The 26,147-nt window shown below is 71.5% G+C and carries 12 protein-coding genes; 4 read left to right on the top strand and 8 right to left on the bottom strand.

The genetic code is table 11. The features are described 5' to 3' along the window. Positions 1-11: 11 nt before the first annotated feature. Both OOK40_RS05420 and OOK40_RS05415 read left to right on the top strand, forming a co-directional pair. Positions 12-1,127 (top strand): DUF2330 domain-containing protein, encoded by a 1,116-nt coding sequence (locus OOK40_RS05420; protein ID WP_266476945.1) that lies wholly within the window; start codon positions 12-14, stop codon positions 1,125-1,127. A 32-nt stretch (positions 1,128-1,159) separates the two neighbouring features. Then, positions 1,160-1,831 carry an O-methyltransferase gene (locus OOK40_RS05415; RefSeq protein WP_266476944.1) on the top strand — a complete coding sequence of 224 codons (672 nt, stop codon included), beginning with the start codon at positions 1,160-1,162 and terminating at the stop codon, positions 1,829-1,831. Positions 1,832-1,922: 91 nt separating this feature from the next. Here OOK40_RS05415 and OOK40_RS05410 read toward each other — a convergent pair whose 3' ends face one another. After that, positions 1,923-2,336: a DUF3291 domain-containing protein gene (locus tag OOK40_RS05410; protein WP_266476943.1), complete on the bottom strand. Its 414-nt coding sequence runs from the start codon at positions 2,334-2,336 to the stop codon at positions 1,923-1,925. Between the two features lie 85 nt (positions 2,337-2,421). Between OOK40_RS05410 and OOK40_RS05405 the strand changes: the two genes are divergently transcribed. Both OOK40_RS05405 and OOK40_RS05400 read left to right on the top strand, forming a co-directional pair. Then, positions 2,422-3,069 (top strand): MerR family transcriptional regulator, encoded by a 648-nt coding sequence (locus OOK40_RS05405; RefSeq protein WP_266476941.1) that lies wholly within the window; start codon positions 2,422-2,424, stop codon positions 3,067-3,069. Positions 3,070-3,297: 228 nt separating this feature from the next. After that, complete coding sequence (locus tag OOK40_RS05400) at positions 3,298-4,248, top strand: AfsR/SARP family transcriptional regulator (protein ID WP_266476939.1); 951 nt, start codon at positions 3,298-3,300, stop codon at positions 4,246-4,248. A 65-nt stretch (positions 4,249-4,313) separates the two neighbouring features. On the opposite strand, the gene OOK40_RS05395 is transcribed toward OOK40_RS05400, so the two are convergent. The 7 genes from OOK40_RS05395 to OOK40_RS05365 form a co-directional block, all read right to left on the bottom strand. After that, positions 4,314-5,618, bottom strand: coding sequence for an NAD(P)/FAD-dependent oxidoreductase (locus tag OOK40_RS05395; protein ID WP_266476937.1), 1,305 nt, complete (start codon positions 5,616-5,618; stop codon positions 4,314-4,316). Positions 5,619-5,626: 8 nt separating this feature from the next. Further along, positions 5,627-6,343 (bottom strand): 4'-phosphopantetheinyl transferase superfamily protein, encoded by a 717-nt coding sequence (locus tag OOK40_RS05390; protein WP_266476935.1) that lies wholly within the window; start codon positions 6,341-6,343, stop codon positions 5,627-5,629. Positions 6,344-6,363: 20 nt separating this feature from the next. After that, entirely contained in the window at positions 6,364-8,157 is a 1,794-nt protein-coding gene (locus OOK40_RS05385) for an acyl-CoA dehydrogenase family protein (protein WP_266476933.1), read from the bottom strand. Between the two features lie 9 nt (positions 8,158-8,166). Further along, positions 8,167-9,873 carry an acyl-CoA dehydrogenase family protein gene (locus OOK40_RS05380; RefSeq protein ID WP_266476931.1) on the bottom strand — a complete coding sequence of 569 codons (1,707 nt, stop codon included), beginning with the start codon at positions 9,871-9,873 and terminating at the stop codon, positions 8,167-8,169. Further along, a complete protein-coding gene (locus tag OOK40_RS05375; protein ID WP_266476929.1) occupies positions 9,870-11,495 on the bottom strand; it encodes a PfaD family polyunsaturated fatty acid/polyketide biosynthesis protein in 1,626 nt (541 codons plus the stop codon). The genes OOK40_RS05380 and OOK40_RS05375 overlap by 4 nt, the downstream gene beginning before the upstream one ends. A 41-nt stretch (positions 11,496-11,536) precedes the next feature. Continuing rightward, the gene (locus OOK40_RS05370; RefSeq protein WP_266476928.1) at positions 11,537-18,910 is read right to left on the bottom strand and encodes a beta-ketoacyl synthase N-terminal-like domain-containing protein; all 7,374 of its coding nucleotides are present in this window, start codon (positions 18,908-18,910) and stop codon (positions 11,537-11,539) included. Positions 18,911-19,015: 105 nt separating this feature from the next. Continuing rightward, positions 19,016-25,894, bottom strand: a complete 6,879-nt coding sequence (locus OOK40_RS05365; RefSeq protein ID WP_266476926.1) for a type I polyketide synthase — start codon at positions 25,892-25,894, stop codon at positions 19,016-19,018. Between the last annotated feature and the right edge of the window lie 253 nt (positions 25,895-26,147).

Below are 26,147 nucleotides of genomic sequence, written 5' to 3'. Positions count from 1 at the left end.
GGCCTGGCCACATGCCGGGCCGCAGGCGACAGAAAACGCTGTTCGTGGTGCTGGCGCTGCTCGCGCTGCAGCTCGGCTCGCTGATCAGCCCGGCGTACGCCTGCGGCTGTGGCGCGATGGTCCCGGGCCGCGGGTCCCATATGGCAGTCGACCGGGAAACCTCGGTGGTCGGCTGGGACGGCCGTACCGAGCAGATCGTCATGCGCTTCACGGTTGACGGGGACGCCCCGAAGGCCGCGTGGATCATGCCGGTGCCCAGCCGGGCGACGGTCGAGCTCGGTGACGCGGCCCTCTTCGAGGAGCTGGAGACGGTCACCGCGCCCGCACACCGCAAGCGGCACTACTTCTGGCCGCGGGCCAGGGACTGGCCCTTCTCGGGCACGGACACGGACAGCGCGGGCGCTCCGGCGCCGAGGGCCGGGGCCCCGGTGGGCGTGGTGGGGCGCGAGCGCCTCGGCGACTTCGACGTCGCGCGGCTGACGGCGACGGATCCCGGGGCGCTGCGAAGCTGGCTGGAAAGCAACGGCTTCGAGCTGCCGGACGGGCTGGCGCGCGAGCTGAAGCCGTACGTCGAGCAGAAGTGGGAGTACGTCGCCGTACGGCTGGCGCCCCAGGCCGAGGGCGCGGTGCTGCGCGGCACCCTCGATCCGCTGCGGCTGCGCTTCGCCAGCGCGAAGCTGATCTATCCGATGCGGCTGTCGCGGCTCGCGAAGACCGCGCAGTCGCTGGGCCTGTACGTGCTCGCGCCGCACCGGATGGAGCCGCGGAGCTCGATCGGCGGGAACCGGCCGGAGGTCACGTACGCGGGGAAGGTCGAGCCGGACGGGCCGCTGAGTGGGTTCACCGGCGGCCGGGAGACCTTTCTGACGGCCCTGGACCAGAGCTTCCCCGAGCCGGAGCGGATCGACGACGACCATGAGCTGCGCGCGGCGGGGGCGGACACCCCGTTCCGTCGGGTGGTGTACGAGGACGAACTGCTGACGGCGGGCGGTGTGCCGGTCTGGCTGCTGACGATGGGCGGGGGCCTGGTGGTGCTGGTGGGCGCCGGGGCGTGGCGGACGACGGCACGGCGGAGGAGGCCGGTGCTGCCGCCGCCGCCCGTCCATGCGCCCCCGCCGTTGCCCTGAAAACTCCCGCCCGCCTGAAATAGGTTGGGCGTATGACCCAGGAGCAGTGGAACGCAGTCGACCGCTATGTCACCGATCTCCTCGTCCCCGCCGACGAAGCCCTGACCGCGGCCCTCGCGGCGAGCGACGCGGCCGGGCTGCCCGCCATCAATGTCGCCCCGAACCAGGGCAAGATGCTGCATCTGCTGGCCAGGATCCAGGGGGCGCGGACCGTCCTGGAGATCGGCACGCTCGGCGGCTACAGCACGATCTGGCTGGCCAGGGCGCTGCCGGAGGAGGGCAGGCTGATCTCCCTGGAGTACAGCCCCGATAACGCGGAGGTCGCCCGCGCGAACCTCGCGCACGCGGGCCTCGACAAGATCGCGGAGGTCCGGGTGGGCCCGGCCCTGGAGACCCTGCCGAAGCTGGTACAGGAGCCGGGGGCGGGGCCGTTCGACCTGGTCTTCATCGACGCGGACAAGCAGAACAACGCGCACTACGTGGAGTGGGCGCTGAAGCTCACGCGCCCCGGCAGCCTGATCATCGTCGACAACGCGATCCGCGGCGGCGGGGTGGTGGACGCGGACCGGGCGGACCCGGCGATTGAGGGGACGCGGGCGATGTATGAGCTGGTGGGGCGGGAGGAGAGGCTGGAGGCGACGGCGGTGCAGACGGTGGGGACGAAGGGGTGGGACGGGTTCCTGCTGGCGCGGGTGGTCGCCTGAGCGGGTTGTCCTCAAACGCCGGACGGGCTGAATATTCAGCCCGTCCGTTGGTGCCCCGGCCCGGGGACGGGGGCGACCCCGGGCCGGGAGTTCAGGTGGTGCGGTTGGCGTCAGCGCGGGCCTGCTCGTCGATGCGGCGCTTCGCGTCCTTCCAGGAGATCGGCAGCTCCTCCACCGGCACCTCCCAGAACGTGAACGTCGACCCGCTCATCGTCGACCGCAGGCCGGTCATCACGCTCTTGTGGGGCTCGGTGCGCGCGTACTTGTACAGCGCGTCCCTGTCTTCCCAGGCCGAGAGGGTGAAGAAGACCCCCTTGAACAGCTGGGCCTCCAGGGACGCCCCGAGGGCTCCGGGCGCGGACCGTACCTGGCCCCAGGCGGAGAGGGACTTCAGGAAGAAGCGCGGCACGTCCTTCTTGGACTTCACCTCGAGACGCGAGGCCATGACGAAGGCGCGGGTGTCGGGTCGGGCAGGGTTCGGCGTCGTCCAAGGAAGAGTCGGCACGGTATCCTCGCATCCACAGTTGGTGAGTGGCAGTATCTATATTAGACAGTAGAGCTGCCCAATTGCCAGTGGGAAGCGGGACCAGGTGCGAATTTCCGAGTTGAGCCGCCGCAGCGGAGTAGCCACCGCGACGATCAAGTACTACCTGCGCGAAGGGCTGCTGCCGCCCGGCCGCGCCACCGCCGCGACCCAGGCGGAGTACGGCGAGTCGCATGTGCAGCGCCTCCGGCTGATCCGCGCCCTGATCGGGGTGCGGGGTCTTACCGTCAGTGCCGCCAAGGACGTACTCGACGCGCTCTCCGAGGTCGAGACGGACACCCATGAACTGCTCGGGCTCGTCTTCGGTGTCTGGCCCGCCTCAGGTGCCAAGGACTCCGCCGCCAAGGACTCAGCCAAGGACGGGGACCCCGACTCGGACACCTCCGAAGTGAACGCGCTGCTGGCCGAGATGGGCTGGACGGTCACCGAGCACAACCCCGCCCGGCACGTCATAACCCAGACACTGGACACCCTCAGATCGCTCGGAATGGACTACGACTGGCAGAACCTCGTTCCCTACGCGCAGCTCGCCGAAAAGACCGCCGCCCTGGACCTCGATCAGCTCCAGGATCCTGCCGAGCCGATCGAAAAGGCCGAGCGTGCCGTCCTGTTGACGTTCCTGCTCGAACCGGCGCTGCTGGCCCTGCGCCGGCTCGCGCAGGAAGCCGAGTCAACCGTCAGGTACCGCGGCTGACAGCACTTCCGGCGCTGCGCCTACTTCACCACGCGGCGTCCGCCCGTACGTGAGTGATCAGTACTCACATGGCTGGAAAGACACGTGCCCCCCGGGGCCCGGCGCACCCGGCTCGCGGCGGCGAAGGTGAGTACCCATGACTCAGGCCCGGCCTGCCGCCGGGTGGTCTGCTCGTGAGCTGAACGCAACACGGCGAACGCCGTGGACGGCGCACGGGGAGGCAAGAGCATGCAGTTCCGGATTCTGGGCTCGCCCGAGTTGTACGACGAGAAGCGGCACCGGCGCATCCCGCTGACCAGCCCCAAGCAGAGACTGCTTCTCGGCACTCTGCTCGCCCGTCCCAACTCCCCCGTCCCGAGGGAGCGGTTGATCTGGGAACTGTGGGGCGCGCTGCCCCCGCGGAAGGCTCGCAACACGCTCAACGCCCATGTCTCCGGGCTCCGCAAGGTCCTGCTCGAGGTCGAGCCCGAGCGTGCCCACACACCGCGCATCGTCGCCCGGGCGGCGGGTTATCTGCTGGAGGCCCGCCCGGCGGAGACGGACAGCGGCCGGTTCTGCCTGGCGGTGGCGCAGGCCCAGGGCGTTGCGCAGGACGATCCGCGCGGTGCGTACGACTCACTGCGCAGGGCGCTCGGTCTCTGGCGCGGCAGCGCGCTGGAGGGCGGCTCCCACGGTCCTGTCTGCGCGGCGCTGGTCGCCCAGCTGGAGGAGGAGCGGCAGCAGGCTCTGGAAATCCTCTTCGACTGCGCGCTGCGCACCGGGGAGCACCGCGGCATCATCCCGGAGCTGGAGGAACTGACTGCTGCGCACCCGCTGCGCGAGCGTTTCCACGACCAGTTGATGCTGGCCCTGTGCCGCTGCGGGCGCGGGGCGGACGCGATCCGTGTCTACACGCGGGCCCGGCAGCGGCTGACCGCGGCGCACGGCGGCACTCCCCTGCTGACCGCCCGCCTTGAGCAGATCAGCGTGCAGGCGCCCGCGTTGTTCGCGCACGAGACGGAGCGTCCCGAAGCCAGGAAGCGCGCCCGGGTGACGGCCCCTGCGGCCGGCGGGCGCGAAATCGACCGGCTGCGGCAGGAGATGAACCAGATCGAGGCGGAACAGCAGACGGCCCGGTCGGTCGTCGGCTATCTGACGAACATCCTCAGTGGGCAGGCTCTGCGCACCGGCGGCGCATGACCGCACACACCAAGCGCCCTTGCGTACCGGACGCGGCACGCAAGGGCGCTTGTGTATTCCGGGGATCAGAGTTCGCGGATGAGCTGGGCCGCGATCTCCATTCCGGAGGAGTAGCCGGCCTCGTGGGAGCCGATCTGGTCCACGCCGTGCCGCTTGGCGTGGAAGTAGGAGCCGCACAGCTTCACGCGGGTTCCCTCATTGACGTTGTAGATGTCGTTCTGCATTTCGCGCACATCGACATTGATGATTGGATGCGTGTACGGGAATTCCGCGATCACCGTCGCCGGGTCGACCTCTCCCGGGTAGTCGAGGGTGACGAAGTAGTCCTTCTCGGCGGTGAATCCGTGCAGCTTGTTCATGTAGTACGCGACAAACGTCTTGGGCTGTCCGCCGACCTCGACCTTGCCGTAGTTCCAGGCCTCCCAGCGGCTCTTGTCCTCGGGCACCACGGAGGGGTCGGTGTGCAGGATGACCTTGGAGGAGTTGTACTCCACCTTGGAGAGCACCTCGTGCTGGCGCCCGGTGGGGTTGTCGAGCATCGCGAGCGCCTCGTCCGCGTGGGCGCCGACCACCACGTAGTCGAACTTCTCGCTGCCCTTGTCCGTGGTCACCGTGACGCCGTCGGCCTCCTGGTGGATGCGGCTGACGGCCTCGCCCAGGCGCACCTCGGGACCGATCGCGGCGATCGCCTTGCGTACGTAGGAGATCGAACCGCCGCCCACCGTCCGCCAGTCCACGTGCTGGCCGCCCAGACCACCCTCGTCGTGGCCCATGAAGAAGGCGATCGCGGTGCTCGCCGGCATCTCCCAGATCAGCTCGGCGGGAATCGACCAGACCGCCGAGCAGAGCAGGATCACGTACGAGTGACGGAAGGCCTGGCTGTATCCGCCGCGGTCGAGGTACTCACCGAGGGGAATGTCCGCCCGCTTGCGGACGAAGTCCTTGCGGCCCTCGGTGTGGAAGCGCCTGGCCTCCTGCCAAATGGTCAGGAACTCCTCGGAGTAGCGCCCGGCCACCTCCTCCTCGCTGAGGCCGAGCTCCTTCGTGCCGTACTCGAGACCGGAGTCCAGGTCGAAGAAGTTGAAGGCCCCGCGGTGCTCGACGGCATCGACGCCCAGCTCGTCGAAGAACTCGCAAAGGTTGGTGTAGGCGGGACGGTTGAAGACGACGAAGGCCGTGTCGATGCCGAGGATCTTCCCGTTCTCCTCGACCTCGACGGTGTTGGCGTGCCCGCCGAGGCGGTCCTCCCGCTCGAAGACCGTGATCCGGGCGCGGTCGCGCAGGTGATAGGCGGCGGAGATGCCGGCGACGCCGGCACCGACGACGGCGACTCGTGGGGTGGTGGGCTGCGGCATGAGCTTGTCCTTCATGGTCGGTCTCATACGTACGAGAGGTCGGAGAGGTCTGTGCGGCGCAGGGCACCTGGCCGCCCGTTCTCTGTGGCGACGGCCAGGACGTGCCCCGGGCCGGGGTGGAGCAGGTCGAACCACCAGCGGGCATCGGTCCCCGCCGGCTGCTCCGGGTCGTGCACGGCGATCCGGTCCGCGGTCCGCGGCACGAAGGAGAAGCCGTCGAGGCCCCGGGACAACCCGGTGCCCAGGGCCTTGAGATACGCCTCCTTCAGCACCCAGAACTCACTGACCAGGGCCGCCCGGACGCCGGGAGCGGCGGCGGCGAGCTCCGCGCGTTCGGCGGGGGCGAGCCGGTGGGCGAGGTGGGTCGTCAGCCGGCCCGTGGAGGGAGTGGGGCCCACGTCGACCCCGCAGCCGCGCCCCTGGGTGACGACACACGCGATGAGGCCCTCGGTGTGGGAGAGGTTGAAGCGCACGCCCTCCTCGTCGGGCTCCGGTTCGGGGCGCCCGAAGTCGCCGGTGCGAAAGCGCCACCGGTCGGGCGGGCGGCCGGTGCGGGCGCTGAGCGCGTAACGGCACAGCAGCCGCGCACCGAGGTACCGGCGCCGCGCACCCGCGGTGAGCCGCCGTTCCAGCCCGGCGCGTTCCTGCGCCGTGAGCAGCCGCGTCCCGCCGAGCGCCGTGGCGAAGCGGTCCACGGCATGCTCGGGCAGCAGCCACAGGAACGTCGGGTCGGGATGCATCGGCGTCGGTTCCCGGCCGGTCAGAGGCGGGTGGCGGCGGCGTCGACGGTGCGCTCGGCGAGCGGGAACTGCCAGTGCGAGAAGAGCAGGTTCTCGCGGTGCAGATGGCGCAGCACCCGCATCACCTCGTCGATCACCACCTGGTCGGTGACGGACTCGTACGGGTACAGGTGCTTGCGCAGCCGCTCCATCTGGAGCAGCAGGAGAGCGCCGCTGGGCAGCGGGTCCTCCAGCGCGTCGTGCGAGTGGACGAAGGTGAGCACGCAGGCCGCGGTGGCATGGAGCAGGCAGTACTCCTTCGACAGCTCGAAGAGTTCCGTCGACTGCGCGTAGTCCCGGCCCAGTTCGGCCTTGAGCGCAGCGGACCGCTCGCTCATCGAGGTGACCCGGCCGAGCAGTTCTTCGGCCACGTCGGCCGCCTTCAGCAGCCAGTCGCGCTCGGTGCCCTTGGCGTCCTCGGCCAGGACGCGCAGCCGGCGCACCGCGTCGGGTCCGGCGAGCACCGCGTCGTCGAGCCCGCGGCTGAACATCTCCTGCTTCACCGGCTCGTACGGTGGCAGCTCGCTGTCCATGCCGAAGAGGGTGGCGGCGCGTTCGGCCGAGGCCTGAAGAACCTCCGGGGCGGCGCCGCCCGCGGTGGTCAGCAGACCGCCCAGCTGCTGGCCGATGTTGCGCAGGTTCACCACGGTGTTGCCGTCGGCGAAGTTGGCGACCATGAGGTCCCGCAGCATCTTCTGGTGCATGCCGTAGTGCGGGTGGTCCCGCAGGAAGAAGCGCGCGCCGAGGACCACGTTCAGCTGCGACATGGTCTTCTCGAGCAGCGTCGGCACCAGGTACTTGACCACCGACGACCACACGCTGATCTGCTCCGGCGCCGCCTGCAGCGCGCGGACCGCGCCCAGGCTCACGGCGTCGGCCAGCATCAGGTCGGCGAAGGACTCGGTCAACTGGCGGCGGCTGTAGGGGACATCGCTGACCGTGCCGCCCATCAGGACCCGGACCTCGGTGAAGTCGAGGACGAGCCGCAGCGCCGTGTCGGTGGCCGACATCGCGAAGCTGCTGATCACGGCGCGCGCCAGCTGGCCGGACTTGAGCGCGAGTTCCAGGCCCTGGCCCTCGGCTCCGATCCGCGCGGACTCGGGGACGAACGCGCCCTTGAAGCGCAGCCCGCTGAGGTCGAGGGCCCGCAGTCCGTGCAGCTTCTCGACCGGCAGTTCCTCGACGGTGTCGGCGTCGAGGAGCCACTTGTCCACCATGAGGATGGAGTGGGCGGCCGGGCCGCCGCGCTTGCCGGTGCGGGCGTGGACGGCCACCTTGTCGCAGACGGTGGCGTTGCCGATCAGCCACTTCTCGCCGGTCAGCCGGTAGCCGCCGTCGACCTTCTCGGCGACCACCTCGTTGGCGAGCAGATCGCTGCCGTGCTCGCGTTCGGTCAGTCCCCAGGACAGTCCGCGGCCGCGCTGCATCTCCTCGATCAAAGAGCGCTTCTGCTCGTCCGTTCCGCCCATCCACGCGGGCAGGAAGCCGAGGACGTTGATGACCAGGGCGGTGGCGGTCGTCACGTCACGGCGGGCGACGAGCCGCATCAGGTTGAAACCGGTCTCGATGTCGTCGGCCCGGGCGCCGTGCGCGGCGGGCAGGGTGTGGTCGAGCACGCCCCAGCGGCGGAGCTGGTTGACGAAGGCGTGCGGGTACTCCTGGTTCTCGTCGTGGTCCAGAACCCGGGTGAAGGGAATCCGGCTGCCCGGGTCGTGCGGGTCACCGAGGTGCTCTTCCAACTGCGCGGCCAGCGCGGTCAGGTCGGCCTTGGACATGAAGAACTCCTATCGGGTGGTGGCCAGTCGGACGGGCAGGGCGGAGAACAGCCGGCCGGTCTCCCGCAGCGCCACGACGGCGTCGAGCGCGGGCGTCAGTACGTCCCCGTGGTGGCGGGGGTCGACGCCGTCGGCCCGGGCGAGCAGATAGCCGAGCGTCGCGCCCAGCCAGCCGGCGGAGCCGGGCGGCGTGCCGTACAGCGACCGGTCCCGGTTGGCCCACCACAGGTGGACGCAGGAGGCGGCCGCGTGCAGCCAGGCGTACCGCTCGGCGGCGTCGACCAGCGCGTTCGGGTCGGCGCCGCGCTCCCGTGCGGCCCGGGTCAGATCGCCGAGCCCGGCCACGGCCCCGGCCAGCTGCCCGAGCAGTTCGACGACGGGGGTCGCGCTCTCGTCGTCGCCCAGGGCCCCGGCGACGTCCGTGGCGGCGTCCGGGAGTCCGGCGAGCACCGGGTCGACGCCGCGGGCGAACATGTCGAGCCTGGCCGGTTCGTACGCGGGCAGATCGGCGTCGAGCCCGTAGACGGCGGCGACGGCCTCCGGGTCCGGCTCCGCAGCGCCCTCCGTCAGCGTGGGCAACTGGCCCGCGAAGGAACGGAGGTTGGCCAGGGTGCTCGCGTCGATCACCCGGACGACCGCCGAGTCCCGCTGGAGCTTCTGGAACAGGCCCGCCCCCCGCTCGCCCTCACGCAGGACCGAGCGGGTGGCGAGCACTGTGCCGCAGCGGCGGATGAGCTCGTCGGTAGCCTCCGCCACTACGTGTTTGGCGGCCAGTGCCCAGACGCTGAACGCCTCGGGCACCACATGGACGCCGCGTGCCGCGGTCAGCGCCACCGTGTCGGCGGCCAGCAACGCCGCGGCGGCGACGGCCAGTTCACGCCGGGGGTGCGGCGATTCGGTGAGGACGGTGCGGCCGATCCTGCGGGTCGTGGCGAATTCCAGCGCGAGCCGCAGCGCGGTGTCCGCGATGCCCAGGCTGCCCGCCATGCTCATCAGCCGCACGGCCTGCTGGGCCTTGACGGCCGCTTCGAGCCCCTCGCCCTCCTTGCCGACCAGCGCCTTCTCGGGCACCTTCAGGCCGTTGAAACGCAGCCTGGCCATGTCGATGCCGCGCATACCGCCCGTACGGACCGCGGGAGTGCGCTCCAGCTGTCCCTCGGGGATGTCGGCCAGATCGAGCAGGACCGCGGAGAAGGCGCCGGGGCCGCGCTCGCCGGTGCGGGCGATCACGTACACCGCCTCGCAGCTCATGCCGAGGCCGACCATCCACTTCTCGCCGGTCAGCTCGCCTTCCGGGCTCAGCCGTACCTCGTTGGTGAGCAGATCGCTGCCGTGCTCCGCCTCGGTGAGCGCGAAGGCCACCGCCCCGCCGCCGGTCAGGATCTCGGCTGCCCGGCGCTGCTGCTCCGGTGTGCCGTGCAGCTGCAGACAGGTCGCGGCGATGATGCTGAACATCGTGCCGGGCATGATGTTGACGTCCCGGCGGGCCGCCGACCGTACGAGGGTGAGGCTGCGGTCGAAGGACTCCAGCTCGCCGCCCCACGACTTGGGCAGGTAGTTGAGGTGGAACCCGGCCCGGCGCAGCTCGTCGCAGAGCGCGGTGGGGAACTCGTCGCGCTCGTCACGCTCGACGGCGGCGGCGAAGCCGTACGGATTGGTGTTGTCGCCGGGGTCGCCGAGCAGCGCCTCCAGCTCGTCCGGCGTGAGCAGGGTCATCGCATACCCGCCGGCGAGCCGTGGGCCGGGGTCTCCAGCGGCACCGGACGGTAGTCGCCGGCCGTGGAGGGGATGTGCACACCGGTGCTGCGCAGCTGCGCGAGCCGGGTGTGGAAGGCGGCGCCGAGCATCAGGTGGTGGGCCACGTCGGCGACCCGCCGGTTGCCCGGGGTCTTCAGATAGCTGCCGGTCACCCAGTCGTTGAAGCTGCCCATCGCCGGGCCGCACCAGATCTGGTAGTCCATGGCGCGGTCCTTGTCGCCGACGACCGCCCAGCGCGAGGACATGCCCAGGTACCAGCGGAAGATCAGCGCCATCTTGCGCTTGGGGTTGCCCGCGGCGCGGGTGAGCTGCTCCGGGTCGCGGCGCTGGAAGTAGCCGACGCATTCCTGCCAGACGTCCTCCAGCGGCCGCCGGAAGATCTGCTGCTCCAGCTTGGCCCGGTCGGGCGCGGGGATCGCGTCGATGCCGTCGTGGGCCTGGTAGATCTGGTAGAGCCGACGGGCCCGCATCGGGAAGAGGGTGCCCTTCTTGAGGACCTGGAGGTCCACCCCCATCTCGAACATGTCGGCGGCCGGGGCCATGTCGACATCGGCGATGCCCGCCTCGGCGAGCATCGCCTTGGACTCGGTGGACGCCCCGGACTCCAGGCAGGACTGGTTGACGGAGCCGGTGACGACGTAGGCGGCGCCCATCGCGAAGGTCGCGGCCACCGCGACCGGTGTGCCGAGGCCGCCGCCGGCCCCGACCCTGATCGGCACGGCGTAGCGGTGCTCGCGCTGGACGGTGTCGCGCAGCCGAAGGATGGTCGGCAGCAGCGCGGGCAGCGGACGCCGGTCAGTGTGGCCACCCGAGTCCGCCTCGACGGTGATGTCGTCGGCCAGCGGCACATGATGGGCAAGTGCCGCCTGGTCGTGGGTGATCAGGCCCTGCTCAAGGAGGGAGCTGACCAGGGTGGCCGGGGCCGGGCGCATGAAGCGCTCGGCGGTCTCGGAGCGGGAGATCTTGGCGATCAGCCGGTTCTCGGCGACCACCCGGCCGTCCTGGTCCGTACGCAGTCCGGCCAGCCGGTAGCGCACGACATGCGGGGTGAGGTCCATGAAGGCCGACGCCTCCACGCACCGCACGCCGTGCCGCAGGAACAGCTCCACCGCCTCCCGCTCAAGACGGTCCTCGCTGGGGCTGTGGATCAGATTGACGGCGTACGGAAGTCCCGGGATCTCGGCGGCGAACCGGCCGAGCGCCTTCTCGATCGTCTCGGGCAGCAGGCCGGCCGCGCCGTAGGAGGCGAGGAAGCCCTCACGGGCCAGGGCGATCACCATGTCGGCCGAGGCGATCCCGCCTGCCATGGCGCCCGCCATGTACGGCTGGCGCACCCGGTGGGCGGCGAGGAAGGCGGCCGAACCCAGCCGCTGCGGGGGCAGCGGCTGAGCGGCGGCGAGCAGCGGCAGGCCGTCACCGCCGCCGGCAACCGAGCCGCCGGAGACGGCACCGATCCCGTCCGGCGTGACGACGATGAAACAGGGCTGGTCGAGATCGGCCAGCGCGTTGTAGATCCCGGCCGGATCGGTGCTGGGGTACCGGTCTCCGGACCATCGGAGAGGGGTCTCGCGAATATCCATGGTGAAACGAAGCTCCTTGGGCTGTGCGCGGGTACGGACCGTCAGGCGCCGGCGGTACGGACCTCGATGGCCACGTCGGTGAGTTCGTAGATGCGCAGGCCCGGCTTCGACAGATCCGCGTCGGCGATGATCAGCAGGCGGTCCGCCTCGCGCCGGACCTCCTTGATGTGCACGTCGAACTGCAACTCCTTGTCGTGGCGCAGGATCTGGCCGCGGTACTTCCAGGCCATCTCCACATCGGTGGCCATCGCGAAGTGCGGCCGCTCCATGCCGTCGGCGAGGTTCTGGTCGATCACGAACAGGCGCATCGCCTGGAGGATGGCCTCGACGCCGAGCGAACCGGGCATCACCGGGTCGCGGTGGAAGTGGCAGTCGAAGTACCACTCGTCGGGCCGGATCTCGCGGAACCCGTGCATATAGCCCTTGCCGTGGTTGCCGCCGTCCTCAACGACGTCGACCCGGTCCACCAGCGCGAAGTGCCCACCGGGCAGATGCAGCCGGCCGCCGGCCGGGTCGGTGAACGCCGGCGCGTTCTCCGGGAGTTCGATCCGGCGGACCCTGGCGGTGTCGACGTTCGCCGTCTCGATCCAGGGAGCGACCCACTTGCCGTTGTCCAGGCCGACCTGGTTGGCCAGCGCCGCCTCGCTGAAGTAGCCGAACAGCGACTCGCCGACGTAGAAGACCTCGCCGTCGGCGGACAGTTCGTAACTGAAGTTCTGCAGCACCGCACCGGAGACCGCGCTGGTCATCAGCAGCTTGGAGTGGTGGCGGATGGTCTTGCCGCGCAGGTCGATGTCCTTGACCAGCGTCGCCCGACCGTCCAGGTTGCGGATGGCGTACTGCTCTTCGGGGCGTTCGAGGGTCGCGCCGAGGTAGTAGCCGAGGAAGATCGCCGCCTGGAGCGAGGACTCCATGTAGATCGCGTTCGGCATGTGCGGGTGGGAGTTCTGCTCGTAGTACCAGGCATCGGCCGGGGAGTCGTACTCCGTGACCATCTCCGAGCCGGGGCTGCGCAGGTCGCCGCGCGTGCCCTTGAGGGACATGACCCGGTCGACGAACTGGAAGTCCCCGTTGGGGATGTAGGGGGCGCGGCTGTTGCGGTAGACCTCGAACTCCGGTCCCATCGCGACGTCGAGCAGGCCCTTGGCGGCGTGCGCCAGATGCATCTCGTTGATCATCGCCGCCTCGCCGTTCCTGTTGCGGCGGCCGAGGAACTGCGGCACACCGCCCGCCTCGGGACGGTAGGGCGTGCCCTCCTTCTCGCGGACCTGCAGGCCCAGGCCCTTCATCTTGATGACCGGCTTGTCGCCGAGGTAGATCAGCACGTCGGCGATCACCGTGGCCCGGGGCAGGAGCGTGAGCTCCATGACCTCGACCTCGTAGCGGATCTCCTCGTGCTGCTGGGTGATCTGGCCGCGGACCTGGACCTCGATCGGGACGTCGGTGACGCACTGGAAGGCCGCGTCGGGCAGGGTGAGATGCATGCCCTGGTGCATCAGGTAGATCTGCAGCAGCTGTACCGCGCCCTCGGCGACCAGCGAGCCGGCAAGGACGTGGTCGTCCGGGAAGTGGCAGGTGAAGTACCAGGCGTCGGGCGTCAGCTTCTTGATCGCGCTGAGGGTACCGAGGCCGCGCGGACCGGCCTTGCGGTCGATGGTGACCTCGTCGACCATCCGCAGCTTGGCGTCGGGCAGCCGGATCGCCGGGTTGATGCCCGGGTCCTGGGCGTGGTCCGGGCCGAAGACCTCACCGATGCGGCCCTGGGCAAGCAGCTCCAGGTCGTCGGAGGTCAGGTGGTTCTTCTCGGTGTACGCGAGGGGCTTGAACCAGCCCTTGGGGAGCGCGGCGCGGGCGGCCTTCTCCTTCTCGGTCATGACGACGCCGAGCGGGGTGTCGAGCTCCGCCTGGCTGAAGAACCCGGCGCAGGCGTCGTGGAGTTCGAGGATCAGCTCACCGTCGGCGTAGCACTTGTAGCTGAAGAAGAAGAGCGTGGTGTCGCCCTGGTGGACGAAGCGGTCGATGGAGATGTCGTAGCGCAGGGTCTGGCCGACCCGGGGCAGATTGCCGCGGAAGATCAGCGTGCTGTCGAGCAGCCGGTAGACGCGCTCGCCCTTGTTGCGGAAGTCGATGCCGAGGTAGCTGACGAGCAGCAGGTCGCACTGGCCGGCCTCGACGGTCACGGCCGGCGGCACGCCGCCGTCCACGGCGTACCAGGCGTCCTCGGGGACGTCGTACTCGGTGGTGATGGTGGCGGGCTTGAACTCGCCCGTCGTACCGCTGAGTTCGGTGACGCGGGTGACGAAGTGGTACGGGGGTGCGGGCAGCCGGACGCGCTTGGCGTAGCCGTCGATGACGCCGAACTCCGGGCCGAAGACCTTGGCGACGGAACCGACGGCGAACTCCAGCAGGTCCGCCTCGTCCCAGATCACTCCCTCCTTGATCACGCCCTCCTTGATCACGCCCTCCTTGACCTCGCGGTCGGCGGGCGGGGGCGGCGGCGTGGCGGGCCCGGAAGCGGCGGGCGCCGCGGGGCGGGCGGGAGCGACCGGGGGCAGGGCCGGGCGTACGGCCTGGTCGGACACGGCCGCCGTCAGGGCCGGCTGCTGTGCGAGGTCCGCGGTGCGCGGGGCGGGTGCGGGTGCCGGGGCGGTGGCTCCGTCGAGGAGCGCCTCCATCCGGCTGAGCGTGGCGCCCTGGAGGATGCGCTGGGTCTCCATCACCACCGAGTGGGTGGCGACCATCTGCTGGCGGATCTCGCGGACCAGATCGGCGGCGGGGTCCGCGGATGCGGGGGCGGGCTTGGCGGGTGCCGCCGTGGGGGCAGTCGGTGCCGCGACCGGTACGGCGACCGGTGCCGCGGGCACCGGTCCTGAGGCAGCGGGCTCGGGTGCCCCGGGCGCGGGCGGCGCCCACGGCAGGAAGGAGATCGGGGTGCCGTCGAAGGCGATGACCTCCGCGTCAGCGAGAGTCGGGTCGGCAGGCATGACGGAGTCCTCCGGCGGTACGGACGGGACGGGCGCGGGCGGTACGGGCACAGGGGTAGGGGCTGGTGTGGGGGCGGGGGTGGGCCTGGCGGGTGCCGCCGCGGCGGCCACGGGCTGCGGTGCCAAAGCCGGCTCGGCCGCCGGGCGGGTCGCCGCGATCCCCCGGGCGACGCGCGCCGGTACGGGGTCACCGCCGCCGACCCGGAACCGGGAGGCGCGGGCAGACCTGGCCGGGACCTGGTCCGCGGCGGTACCCAGCAGCGGCCTCAGATCGAGTTCCAGACCGTGGCTGACCAGGCGGGCCACCAGCTGCGCGACGGACTTCGTGGCCGGCGCCCCGCGCCGGTCCACCGGCAGCGCGACATGGGCCGCGTCGCCGAGCGTGTCGTGGATCCAGCGCGAGCAGGTCGCGCTGGGGCCGACCTCCAGGAAGTAGCGGAATCCGCGGTCGTGCGCGCCCTGTACGAGGCGCGGGAAGTCGATCGGGGAGCGCAGGGTGTGGGCGATGCGCCGGGCGATCTCCTTGCGGGCAAGGCCGGGCAGCGCTTCGTAGTCGTAGGCGCTGAACAGCTCCAGATCGCCGAACGAGCCGGTGGGGTAGTCGTTCAGACCGGCCAGGCCGCCGACTTCGGCGTCGACGACCGGGCAGTGCATGACCGCGTTGACGGGTGAGCGCGCGGCGGGGCAGCCCAGTTCCTTGACGAGGGCCTTGCACTGGGCCGGGTCTCCGGCGATCACCAGCTCGTTGGGGGTGTTGATGTGCGTGAGGTGGACCCGGTCGTAGCGGGTCAGCGCGTCCCGGACGGTGTCCGCGTCGGTGAGCAGCACATGGCTGGCCCACACCTGCCCGTCGGGGACGGACTCGGGCAGGTCCCAGTGCTCGCGCACCGTACGCTTCGGCCCGCACAGCCGGTCCTTGAAGATCGGCGTATCGCTGATCAGCTCGTCGCGGCGGCTTTCGGGGAGCCAGCCCCGGGTGGCGAAGAGCATGCTCGACTCGCCGAGGCTGTAGCCGAAGCCGCCGTGCGCCAGGACGCCGAGCACCTCCCGGACCAGGTCCGTGTAGAGGATCGCGAAGCTGGTTCCGGTGGCGAGCATGAACGGGATGTCCTCGCCCAGTTCGGCCTCCAGGCCCATCAGTTCGCGCCGCCCCGGGGTGACCTGGGTGCGCGGGTAGAGGGCGCGGGAACGAAGGTGCAGCGCAGGCTCGTCCGCCTGGCTCTCGAACCGGTCGAGCAGCCCCGGGAAGGCCCGGAAGAAGTCCTGGCCGAGTCCCGGATAGGAGTTGAACGCGCCCGGGTAGACCAGGGCGACCTTGCCGTCGGGGCCGATGGGCCGGGCGGTGAAGAAGCTCCCGGCCGGGGTGGCCCACTCGCCGCCCGCGGCGTGCACGCCGGGCAGATCCCTTGCGGCGAGCTCCAGTTGGGCCCGCAGCTCGGCGCGGCCACGGCCGACGAAGACCGCGCGCAGCTTCCTGCCCGCGAGTTCCTTGGCCGCATCGCGGGCCAGCGCGTACGGGTCGGCGACTTCGAGCAGTTCCAGATGCTGCTCGATCGAGGCGTGCAGGGCCTCGAAGGAGTCGGCGGCCAGGGGCAGTACGACGGGACCGCCCGCGCGCTGCCAGTCGCTCGGCGTGACCGCGCCACGGGTGGCCTCGGCGGAGAGCACGAGGTGGCCGTGGGCTCCGGAGGCGCCGATGAAGCTGAGGGCCGCGTACCGGCGGGCGCCCTTGGTCTCGCGCAGCCACGGGCGCGACGCGTCCGGGACGTACAGCGCGGAGGCGGCGAAGTCGTCGGCCAGCTCACCGGCGGGGCGGCTCCAGCCGCTGGTGCCGGGCAGATAGCCGTGGTGCAGGCAGAGCACGGACCGGATGAGTCCGGCCATGGTCGCGGCACAACCGGCGTCGCCGATCTGCGCCTTGGCGCTGCCGAGGGCCACACTTCCGCCGGCGGCCGGGTAGACCCGGGCCAGTCCGGCGATCTCGGCCCGGTCCTGGATGTCGGTGCCGCCGGCGTGGGCCTCCAGATAGCCGATGTCGGCTGCCGTGACGCCCGCGGCGGTCAGCGCCGCCTCGGCCGCGGATGCGAGGGTCGCAGCGTCGGCCTCGGGCACCGCGCCGTCGACCGGTGCGGCATGCCGGATGGCGACCGAGTCCAGGCGCGCGTACACCGTCGACTCGGACTCGCCGGGGCGGGTGACGACAATCGCGCCCGCGCCCTCGCCGATACGGCGGCCACGGCTGCCCTCCCCGAAGGTCAGCCCGGCCTCGGCGACCACATCGGGCCGCAGCAGCAGGTTCTCCGCCGAGCCCGCCAGGTCGACCGCTCCGACGAGGACCGCCTCGATGCTGGGGTCGAGCAGCAGCAGCCGTGCGACCTCCAGGGCCTCGGCGGTGCCCGAACCGTCGGAGGAGACGGTGAAGGACGGTCCGGTCAGGTTCCACAGCGAGGAGATACGGCTCGCCATCACGTTGCCGATGAAGCTGAGCACCTCGTTGGCGACGATCGGGTCGACCACCGCGTCGCGGCCGACCGCCGTCACGGCGGCCAGCTGCTCCTCGTCGATCGCGACTCCGGCCCGCTCGAACTCCTCGCGTACGAAGGCCCCGAGCGTGCGGCGGGTGAGCCGCAGATGCGTCATGGGCTCGATCTCCATGGCCACCACGACCGCGACCCGGCGCGGTGCGGGAGCGGTCTGGCCCTGAGCCACGGCGCGGCTGAAGCCGGCGTCGTGCAGAGCCTCGTCGGCCACCTTGGAGGCGAGCGCGTGCTGGAGGTTGTACGTCCGCAGGTCCGACGGCGGGATCTTGAGGTCTACGGGGTCGATGCCGAGCCCGTCCACGAAGGCGCCGTGCGGGAGCGCGTCGGGCGAGACGCCGGTGCCGTGCTCCAGGGAGCCGCCGCGGGTCTGGTCGAGGCCGCGCCAGCGCCGCTCGGGCAGCGGGCCCAGTGCGTCGCTGCCCTCGTGGACGGCACGCTCGAAGGCGTCGAGGGAGTCGAACGAGCCGAAGTGCGCGCCCAGGCCCACCACATCGAGGGTGGGCACGGTGGCCGCGGCCGCCTCGGTGACGGTCTCGGCGACCGGCTCGGAGAGCACCACATGCGCGTTGGTGCCGCCGAAGCCGAAGGCGGAGACCGCTCCCCGGCGAGGGTCCTCACCGCGCGGCCACTCCCGGCCCGTGCGGACCAGCGTGTCCTCGCCGACGCGTCCGTCCTTGGAGGCGACCGGCCGCTCCACACCGATGGTCGGCGGGATGTGGCCGTTGCCCATGGCCAGGATGACCTTGAGCATGCTGCTGAGCCCGGCCACGGTGAGGAGGTGGCCGATGTTGCCCTTGACCGAGCCGATCAGCGGGACCTTGCCCGCGTCGCCGAAGAACGCGGCCACCGAATCGGCCTCGGTCGAGTCGCCGATGGGAGTACCGGTGGCGTGGCACTCCAGGTAGTCGATGGTGGTCGGGTCGATGCCCGCCTGCTCGTACGCCAGCTCGTACGACTGGAGTTGGCCGCCTCCCTGCGGGACCAGCAGATGGCGTCCGCTGCCGTCGTTCGTCAGGCCGATGCCGTCGACGACGGCGTGGATCCGGTCGCCGTCACGCAGCGCGTCGGCCAGCCGCTTGACCGCGACCATGCCCGCGCCCTGGCCGGTGAGGATGCCGCCGGACCTGTCGTCGAAGGGCTGGCTGAAGCCGTCGCGGGGGTAGGCCTGCAGGTCCGAGAACGACAGGTGGATCAGCGTCGGGTCCGGCGCGCAGACACCGCCGGCCAGCACCAGGTCGGCCTGGCCCGCGGCGAGATGGTCGCAGGCCAGCTTGAGCGCGTACAGCGCGGACGAGCAGGCGGCGTCGAGCGCGTAGCGGGGGCCGCCGAGGCCCAGCGCGGTGGCGGCGAGGGACGACGGGGAGCCGCTGACCCGCAGGTCCTCGGGCTTGAGAGCGTCGCGGTCGATGCGGCGCTCCTGCTCGGCGAGCGCGCCGAGCGCCGGGTGCCCGGCCCCTCGCAGCCCCTCCAGAACCGCCTCCTGGACCAGCGGCACGCTGACCTCGGCGGAGGTGGGCGTGGGGAAGGAGTAGTTGCCCAGGATCAGTCCGGTACGGGCGAGGGTCTCGGGGCGGTCCGCGTGGCCACTGTCGCGCAGCGCCTCCCTGGCGACATGCAGGGACCAGTGGAAGATGCGGTCGAGCCCCGCGAGATGGCCGGGGTCGAGGAGATAGCCGGACGGGTCGAAGTCGAAGTCTGTGATGAAGCCGCCCCGGCTGCAGTAGATGCCGTGCTGGGGGTCGGTGTCCCGGGCGTCGAGGGCGGGGCCGAAGACCTCTTCGCCCCCTTCCTTGCGGCTGTCCGCCCCGGTACGGAGGTTCTGCCAGAACTCGGCAGGTGTCTCCGCTCCTGGAAACAGGCAGGAGAGGCCAACGATGGCGTACTTGCTCATGAGAGCTCTGGGGTCCCTTCTGAGGGGCGGCCGGCCCGGACGGCTGGGGCACGGTGAGCACCGTCCGGGCCGACCCGATCGCTTGCGTCAGCTACGAGGCGTCAATCAGCTGCTGATGAACTTGGCCGCCAACTGCGGGGCCGAGACCACGGATACGCCGTCGAAGCGGGTGAGCACCCGTCCGTCGGGGGCGCAGGCGGTGATGGTGAGCGAGGCTCCGATGCTGCTGCCCGACGGTGCGGGCTCCACCACGATCAGGAACGGCTCACCGTCCGGCAGCGGGTGGTGCAGATCGGCCCGGCCCACGGAGAGGGGCAGCCCCGCGGTGCCGCGGAACAGCCTCACCCACACAAGGCCCGCCTGGAGCAGCAGGTCCGCCGTACCCGGCGCGAAGCGGGAGCCGCCGAAGGCGCCTCCGGCGGGCCGGAGTTCGGGCAGTTCGCACTCGAGGACCAGCCGGGACCCGTCCTCGGCCAGCACCCGGCGCACACCGCGCAGGGCAGGTCCGTGGAAGAGCGTTCCGTCGCTGTAGAAGCCGGCGGCGTCCCGGCCCGAGCCGAGCGCCGGCAGTCCGGCGACCGTGGCATCGGCGAGCGTGGTCCCCGGGGCGACGACGGCCGCGTAGCGCGGTCGTGCGACTCCCTCGGCGTCGGTCGCGCGGATGGCCACCTTGACGGTGTCCCCGGCCGGGGTCATCACCAGGCTGACCTGCTCGGCCTGCGTACCGTCGAAGACGATGCCCTTGTGGACCGAGAAGTCGCTGACCTGGCGCACCTCGGTGGCACCGGCCCGCTCGACCGCGCCGATCGCCCAGCCGAGCGCGACGGCCGCCGGCAGCACCGGCGAATCGCCGATGACGTGGTCGGTGAGGATCGGGTCGCCCGCCAGCTCGCCGAGGTTTCGCTCGACGGTGACGGTGGCCGTGGGAACGGTCCGCTCCGGCTCCGAGAGGGGCGTCGTCGGGCCGAGTACGGTCACCACGTCCCCGGCGTGCTCGGGGGCGAACTGCTCGGTGAACATCTGGGCTCCGGTGTCCGCCGGGATCAGCGTGATGCCGCGTTCCTGGAAGACGGCCTTGACCTCCGGGGAGACCATTCCGCTGTCCCAGGCACCCCAGTTGAGCGAGGTGACGCGGGAGGCCGGGTGGCGCTGCTTCCAGGAGGACGCCCAGGCGTTGAGGACCTCGTTGGCCATGGCGTAGTCCGACTGGCCGCGGTTGCCGAAGAATCCGGCGACCGAGGAGAAGAGCACCACGTGGCGCAGTGCGTCGGCGGGCAGCGCGGCGGTCACGGCGCGCAGCCCGGCCAGCTTGGGAGCGAAGACCCGCTCGATCTCGGAGGCCTTCTTGTTGGCGATCAGCTGGTCGGCCAGGACACCCGCACCGTGCACCAGGCCGCTGATGCGCTCCTTGTGCGAAGCGAGGGCGGTGGCGACGGCGGCCGGGTCGGTGATGTCCACCGCCAGGTACTCGACCTGACTTCCGGCGGCCCGTACGTCCTCGATGGTCTTACGGATCTCACGGGCACCGACGACGGCCCGGTAGAGCTGCTCGACCCGCTTGGGGGTGGGCTTCTCGCCCGCGGCCTTCAACTGGCCCGCTGCCGCGGCCTTGAGCGCGGCGGCCTCGACGCCGTGCGCCCACTGCGGCTCCTCGTCCAGCGGGGTGCGGCCGAGCAGCAGCAGCCCCGGCTTGTACTGCTTGGCCAGCTCGATCACGCAGTCGGCGGTGATGCCGCGTCCGCCGCCGGTGACCACCAGTACGTCGTCGGAGGTGAGCGGTGCGATATCGGCGCCCGTGTCGGTCAGCGGCCGCTCGGCGAGGGTGAGGCCGACCCGGCGCGTACCGTCGTGGCCCACCTGCACCGTGTCGGTGACGGCGTCGTGGACCTCGTTCAGGACGAGGTCGGCGCCGGCCTCGGGGGTGAGGGCGGGGGCGAGGTCAAGAGCCCGGGTGAACAGCTGGGGCGCTTCCACCGCCAGGGTCTTGACGAGGCCCGCCACACCGCCGGCGGGGGCGAGCTCCTCGTCGACCCCGCCGAGGCCGAAGGCCCCGTCGAGACGCGTGACGGTGACGAAGGCGGCCCGGCCCGCGGTGGCCGCGGTGTTCAGCGGCTCCACCGCGTGCTTGGCGACGAGCAGCGTGTGGGCGAGGCGGCGCACTGATTCGGTCCAGTCACCGCCGTGCGCGGCGGAGAGGTCGATGACCAGGCTGATCCGGTCGGCGAGGATCTCCTCCATCCGGTCGGCGAGTTCGGTCACTCCCCAGCCGGACAGGGAGTGGTCCTTGACTCCGCTGACGCGCTGGGCCACACCCGGCAGCCGCAGTACGTGCACGTGGCGGCCCGACTCGATGAGACGGTTCACGAGGACCGGCGCGAGGTCCGCACCGTCGTCCACGACCAGCGCGCCCGAGCCCTCCGGGTAGGCGCCGACCAGCAGGTCGGGGGTGGCGAGGGTGACGAGCGCGGCCTGGGCCCGGCCGATACCGGCGCGGGAGTTGTCGGCGGCGGGCTGGGCGGCGGTCGCGTCGGCGGCCTGGGGCGCGGAGGTCTGGGCGGCGACTGACGCGTCAGTGCCGCCCGCCATGAAATCCACGATGTGGCGGAGCGTACGCAGTTCACCGAGCTGCTCGGGACCGGCGGCGACCAACTCGCCGAACCTCTCCTGCATCACGCCCATGATCTCGACCCGCTTGATCGAGTCGATACCGAGGTCCGCCTCGATGTCCATGTCCAGCTCGAGCATGTCCGCCGGGTAACCGGTCTTCTGACCGACGACCTCGAGGAGCGCGGCTTCCAGACCTGCGGCGTCCGGGCCGGCCGGGGCGGCGGGCTGAGCCGGGGCGGCGGGCTGCGGGGCAGCGGGGGCGGCAGCGGAGCCCGCGGCCTCGGCCATGAAGTCGACTATGTGGCGCAGGGTACGGAGTTCACCCAGTTGCTCGGGTCCGGCGGAGACTGTCTCGCCCAGGCGCTCCTGCATCACGCCCATGATCTCGACGCGCTTGATCGAGTCGATACCGAGATCGGCCTCGATGTCCATGTCCAGCTCAAGCATGTCCGCCGGGTAACCGGTCTTCTCACCGACCACCTCAAGCAGGACAGCCTCGACATCCACCGCGGGCTTCGCGGCAACCGCCGCCGCCGGAGCGGGAGCGGCGGCAGCGGGAGCGGCGGCAGCGGCCTCGGCCATGAAGTCGACTATGTGGCGCAGGGTACGGAGTTCACCCAGCTGCTCCGGACCGGCGGCGACCGTCTCGCCCAGGCGCTCCTGCAACACGCCCATGATCTCGACCCGCTTGATCGAGTCGATACCGAGGTCCGCCTCGATGTCCATGTCCAGCTCAAGCATGTCCGCCGGGTAACCGGTCTTCTCACCGACCACCTCAAGCAGCGCGGCCTCGACATCCACCGCGGGCTGTGCGACCACGACCGCCGCCGGAGCGGGAGCGGGGGTGGCCGGGACCGGAGCGGCGACGGCGGGCGCGGCGGCGGGCAGAGCCTGCGGTGCGGCGGGAGCCGGGGCTGCCGAGACCGGGGCCGCCGTCAGCGCGGCCGGGACCTGGGCGGGAGTCACGGCCTGCGGGGCCGTGGCGAGGGCGGCCGGTGCGATCTGCTGAGGGGCAGCCGCGCGAGTCGGGGCCGGGGCGTTGCCCAGCTCCAGGCCGGCCAGGTCGCGCAGGATCTCATTCGCCCGCAGGTGGCTGCGGCCGATGTCCAGGCCGTGCTCCTTGACGGCGTTGACCCCGGCCAGCACCTGGCCGAGCTGCCCCTGGTCGGCGGCGCGCTCCAGCAGACCGGTGAGGCGTTCGGCGCTCTGCAGCTGGCCGTTGAGGTACTCGTCGTGCAGGGAAAGATGGTCGGCCACAAGATCGGCCAGGCGGTCACTGTCCACGTGGGCTGTCTCCATGACGGTGGGAGCGGGGGCGGGGGCGGGCGCCGCCTGAACCGGAGCGGGTGCGGGTGCCGGTGCGGTGGCCAGGGCGGTGGCGGTGGCGACACCGGTCGCGGCGGAGGCGGTCGCCGGTGCCGGTGTCCCGGGGCTCCGCACCGGACCCCGGTCCGGGGACGCCGGAAGGGCCTGACGTGCCGCCGGTGCCGCCACCGGAGCGGGCGCGGGCGGCGCCGGAGCGGCCGGAGTGGCCGGGACCGCGATGCGGTATCCGTTGTCGATCGCGTCGCGGTAGGCCGCCTTGCGCTGGGGCGAGACGTAGTTGATGCCGTTCAGGAGGATCGACATCCCCTTGGTCGGCGCGTTCTCCACCGGCGCGGCCACATAGCGGTCGGCGGTGGCCAGCGGCAGTCCGAGGACGGCGAGCTGGGCGACGGCCTGCTTGAGCGCGACGTCCGCGTCGCGTCCGGGACCGGCGTCGAGGTTGACGACCGTGTGCTCGCGGTCGCCGAGGATCCGGCGTACCAGCTGGGTGAGCACGCTCTTGGGGCCGAACTCCACGAAGACCCGGAACCCGGCCGCGTACATCTCCTCGACGCGGGCGGCGAAGTCGACCGGGTTGATGAGCTGCTCGGCCAGGACCTTGCGGTTGGCGGCGATGTCGTCGCCGTAGAGCGCGCCCTTGGTGTTGGCGAAGACGGTGCCGTTCGGCCGGCGGACCTCGAAGCGCTCCACGTCGCCGCGGAAGGCATCGACGGCGTGGCCGACGAACGGGGTGTGGAAGGCGGCCGAGACCGGCAGTCGGCTGGCGCGCAGGCCCGCGGCCTTGGCGGCCGCGACCAGGCGCTCGACTTCCTCGGTGCCGCCGCCGATCACGATCTGGTCGGCAGCGTTGCGGTTGCAGACGACCAGACCCGCACGGTCGGCGAGCAGTTCGGCCACGCGCTCCTCGGGGGCGGAGACGGCGGCCATCGCACCGGCGTCGAAGCCGGTCTCCGGCGGCGGGGCCATCGCCTTGCCGCGGGCTCGTGCCAGCGCGAAGAAGGCGTCGTTGTCGAGTGCGCCCGCGGCCCACAGGGCGGTCAGTTCACCGAAGCTGTGGCCGAGGAACCCTTCGGCGGCGAAGCCGAGTTCACCGAGGTAGCGGAACTGCCCGGCCGACAGCGCGCCGATGGCGGGCTGGGCGTAGGCGGTCGCCTGGAGCGCGGTCTCCTGCGCCGTGCGTACGTCGTCGCCGAACAGCGGCGGCGGGAAGGCGATGCGGGACAGCGGCTCGGAGCCCTCGAAGTGCAGGTTGGCCCGGTCGAAGGCGGTACGCAGCGGCGGCAGCGCCATGACGGCGCTCTGGCCGAGGTTGACGTACTGGCTGCCCTGACCGGCGAAGAGGGCAGCGACCTTGCCGGCCGGTGTAGCGCTCGTGCGGAAGTGGACGCCCTTGGGGTGCGACCAGGCGTCCGCCCCGGGCCGGGAGCGCAGTTCGCCGAGCGCCAGCTCGCGCAGCGTCTTCAGCTCGTCCTCGGTGCGGGCGACCAGGGCGACGCGGGCGTGGCCCTCGGGGGCCGGGCCTCCGGTCGCGGGCGCAGCGGCGGCGAGGGCCTCGATGAGGGCGGCGGTGTCCGGGGCGTGCCACAGGTGCACGGCCGCGACCGGGTAGCTGACGCGCAGGTCTTCGCCGTCGCCGTGCTCTTCGAGCACCATGTGGAAGTTGGTGCCGCCGAAGCCGAACGAGGAGATCGCGGCGCGGCGCTTGGGGCGCTCGGGGTCGCGGATCCAGGGCCGGGCCTCGGTGTTGACGTAGAACGGTCCGGAGTCGAAGTCGATGGCGGGGTTGGGCTCGTCCACGTTGATGGTGGGCGGCAGCACCTTGTGGTGCAGCGCGAGCGCCAGCTTGATCAGGCCGGCCGCGCCTGCGGCCGCCTTGGTGTGGCCGATCTGCGACTTCACACTGCCGACGGCCGCGTACTGACGGCTTTCGTTGCCGTCGGAGACGACGGCGGACAGGGCGCTCAGCTCGGTGGCGTCGCCGACGGCGGTGCCGGTGCCGTGCGCCTCGAAGAGCTCGATGCTCGACGGCGAGCAGTCGGCGTCCTCGTACGCGCGGCGCAGCGCGACCATCTGCCCTTCCTTGCGGGGGGCGTAGATGGACTTGAACCGGCCGTCGCTGGAGGTGCCCATGCCGCGCAGCACCGCGTAGATCTGATTGCCGTCGCGCTCGGCGTCGGCGAGGCGGCGCAGCGCGAGCATGCCGATGCCCTCGCCGATCAGCGTGCCGTCGGCGTCCTTGTCGAACGGGCGGATGCGCCCGGACTTGGACAGCGCGGGCGTCTTGCTGAAGCACAGGTACATGAAGATGGTGTTCTCGGCGTCGCAGCCGCCCACCAGCATCGTGTCGGAGCGGCCTTCGAGCAGTTCGCTGGCGGCGGTGCGGACGGCGCCGAGCGAGCTGGCGCAGGCTGCGTCGATCGTCATGTTGATGCCGCCGAGGTCGAGCCGGTTGGCGACCCGTCCGGCGACCACGTTGCCGAGCATGCCCGGGAAGGAGTTCTCCTCCCACGGCGCATACGCGAGGCGGAACTTGGCGACGATCTCCTCGGCGTCCCTGGCGGACAGTCCGCAACTACGGACGACCTCCTTGAGCACTCCGCTCTGGAGCCGTGCTGTCAGCGGCTGGGTCAGCTGGTTGGCGCCGGTGATGCCGAGGACGACGCCGGTGCGCGAGGCGTCGTACCAGGGCTGGTCGGCTCCGGCGTCCTTGAGCAGATCGCGTGCGACGACCAGGCTCAGCAGCTGGAGTACGTCCGTGACCTCCAGCGTGTTCGGCGGAAGGCCGAACTCCAGGGGGTTGAACGGCACGTCGGGGATGAACCCGCCGCGCGTGGAGTACGTCTTGTCCGGCACCGTGGGGTCGGGGTCGTAGTGCTCGTCGACGTCCCAGTGGTCCGCGGGCACATCGTCGATGCAGTCGGCGGCCGAGACGACGTTCGCCCAGAATTCCTGCAGGTTGCTGGACTTGGGGTAGAGCGCGGAGAGGCCGACGATGGCGATGGGGTCCCGGGCGAGCCGACGGTCGAGGTCGGATTCCTGCGATGAGTTCACGGCAAGTCTCTCTGGATCTGGGCGAACAGGGACTTCGGTCTCGGCGCCTGTGGCACGGGGGCCGGCGGCCCGAGGCGGGGCGGCGCGCGCCCTCGGGGGCGGCGGACCAGGTCGGCGACGGTTGCTGCAGCGGGCGGGTCCGCATCGTGGAGGGGTCGCCTGGTGCGGTGTGCGCGTCCGGACCGTTCGGCGCGGCCGGGTGTCTCGTCCCACGGGATGGCGGACGGGGCTGAGGTTCGCCTCCCGTGGGACG

The sequence above is a fragment of the Streptomyces sp. NBC_01481 genome (genome assembly GCF_026339995.1).
Lineage (GTDB): Bacteria > Actinomycetota > Actinomycetes > Streptomycetales > Streptomycetaceae > Streptomyces.
Note: the sequence above shows the minus strand (reverse complement) of the source record. Positions and strands in the feature narration are given on the sequence as shown.

Bases quoted from the DNA above. Each gene is read 5' to 3' on its own strand.
- OOK40_RS05390 (WP_266476935.1), bottom strand. From the start codon at position 6,343: ATGCATCCCGACCCGACGTTCCTGTGGCTGCTGCCCGAGCATGCCGTG.
- OOK40_RS05395 (WP_266476937.1), bottom strand. From the start codon at position 5,618: ATGAAGGACAAGCTCATGCCGCAGCCCACCACCCCACGAGTCGCCGTC.
- OOK40_RS05375 (WP_266476929.1), bottom strand. From the start codon at position 11,495: ATGGATATTCGCGAGACCCCTCTCCGATGGTCCGGAGACCGGTACCCC.
- OOK40_RS05420 (WP_266476945.1), top strand. From the start codon at position 12: ATGCCGGGCCGCAGGCGACAGAAAACGCTGTTCGTGGTGCTGGCGCTG.
- OOK40_RS05415 (WP_266476944.1), top strand. From the start codon at position 1,160: ATGACCCAGGAGCAGTGGAACGCAGTCGACCGCTATGTCACCGATCTC.
- OOK40_RS05380 (WP_266476931.1), bottom strand. From the start codon at position 9,873: ATGACCCTGCTCACGCCGGACGAGCTGGAGGCGCTGCTCGGCGACCCC.
- OOK40_RS05370 (WP_266476928.1), bottom strand. From the start codon at position 18,910: ATGAGCAAGTACGCCATCGTTGGCCTCTCCTGCCTGTTTCCAGGAGCG.
- OOK40_RS05385 (WP_266476933.1), bottom strand. From the start codon at position 8,157: ATGTCCAAGGCCGACCTGACCGCGCTGGCCGCGCAGTTGGAAGAGCAC.
- OOK40_RS05400 (WP_266476939.1), top strand. From the start codon at position 3,298: ATGCAGTTCCGGATTCTGGGCTCGCCCGAGTTGTACGACGAGAAGCGG.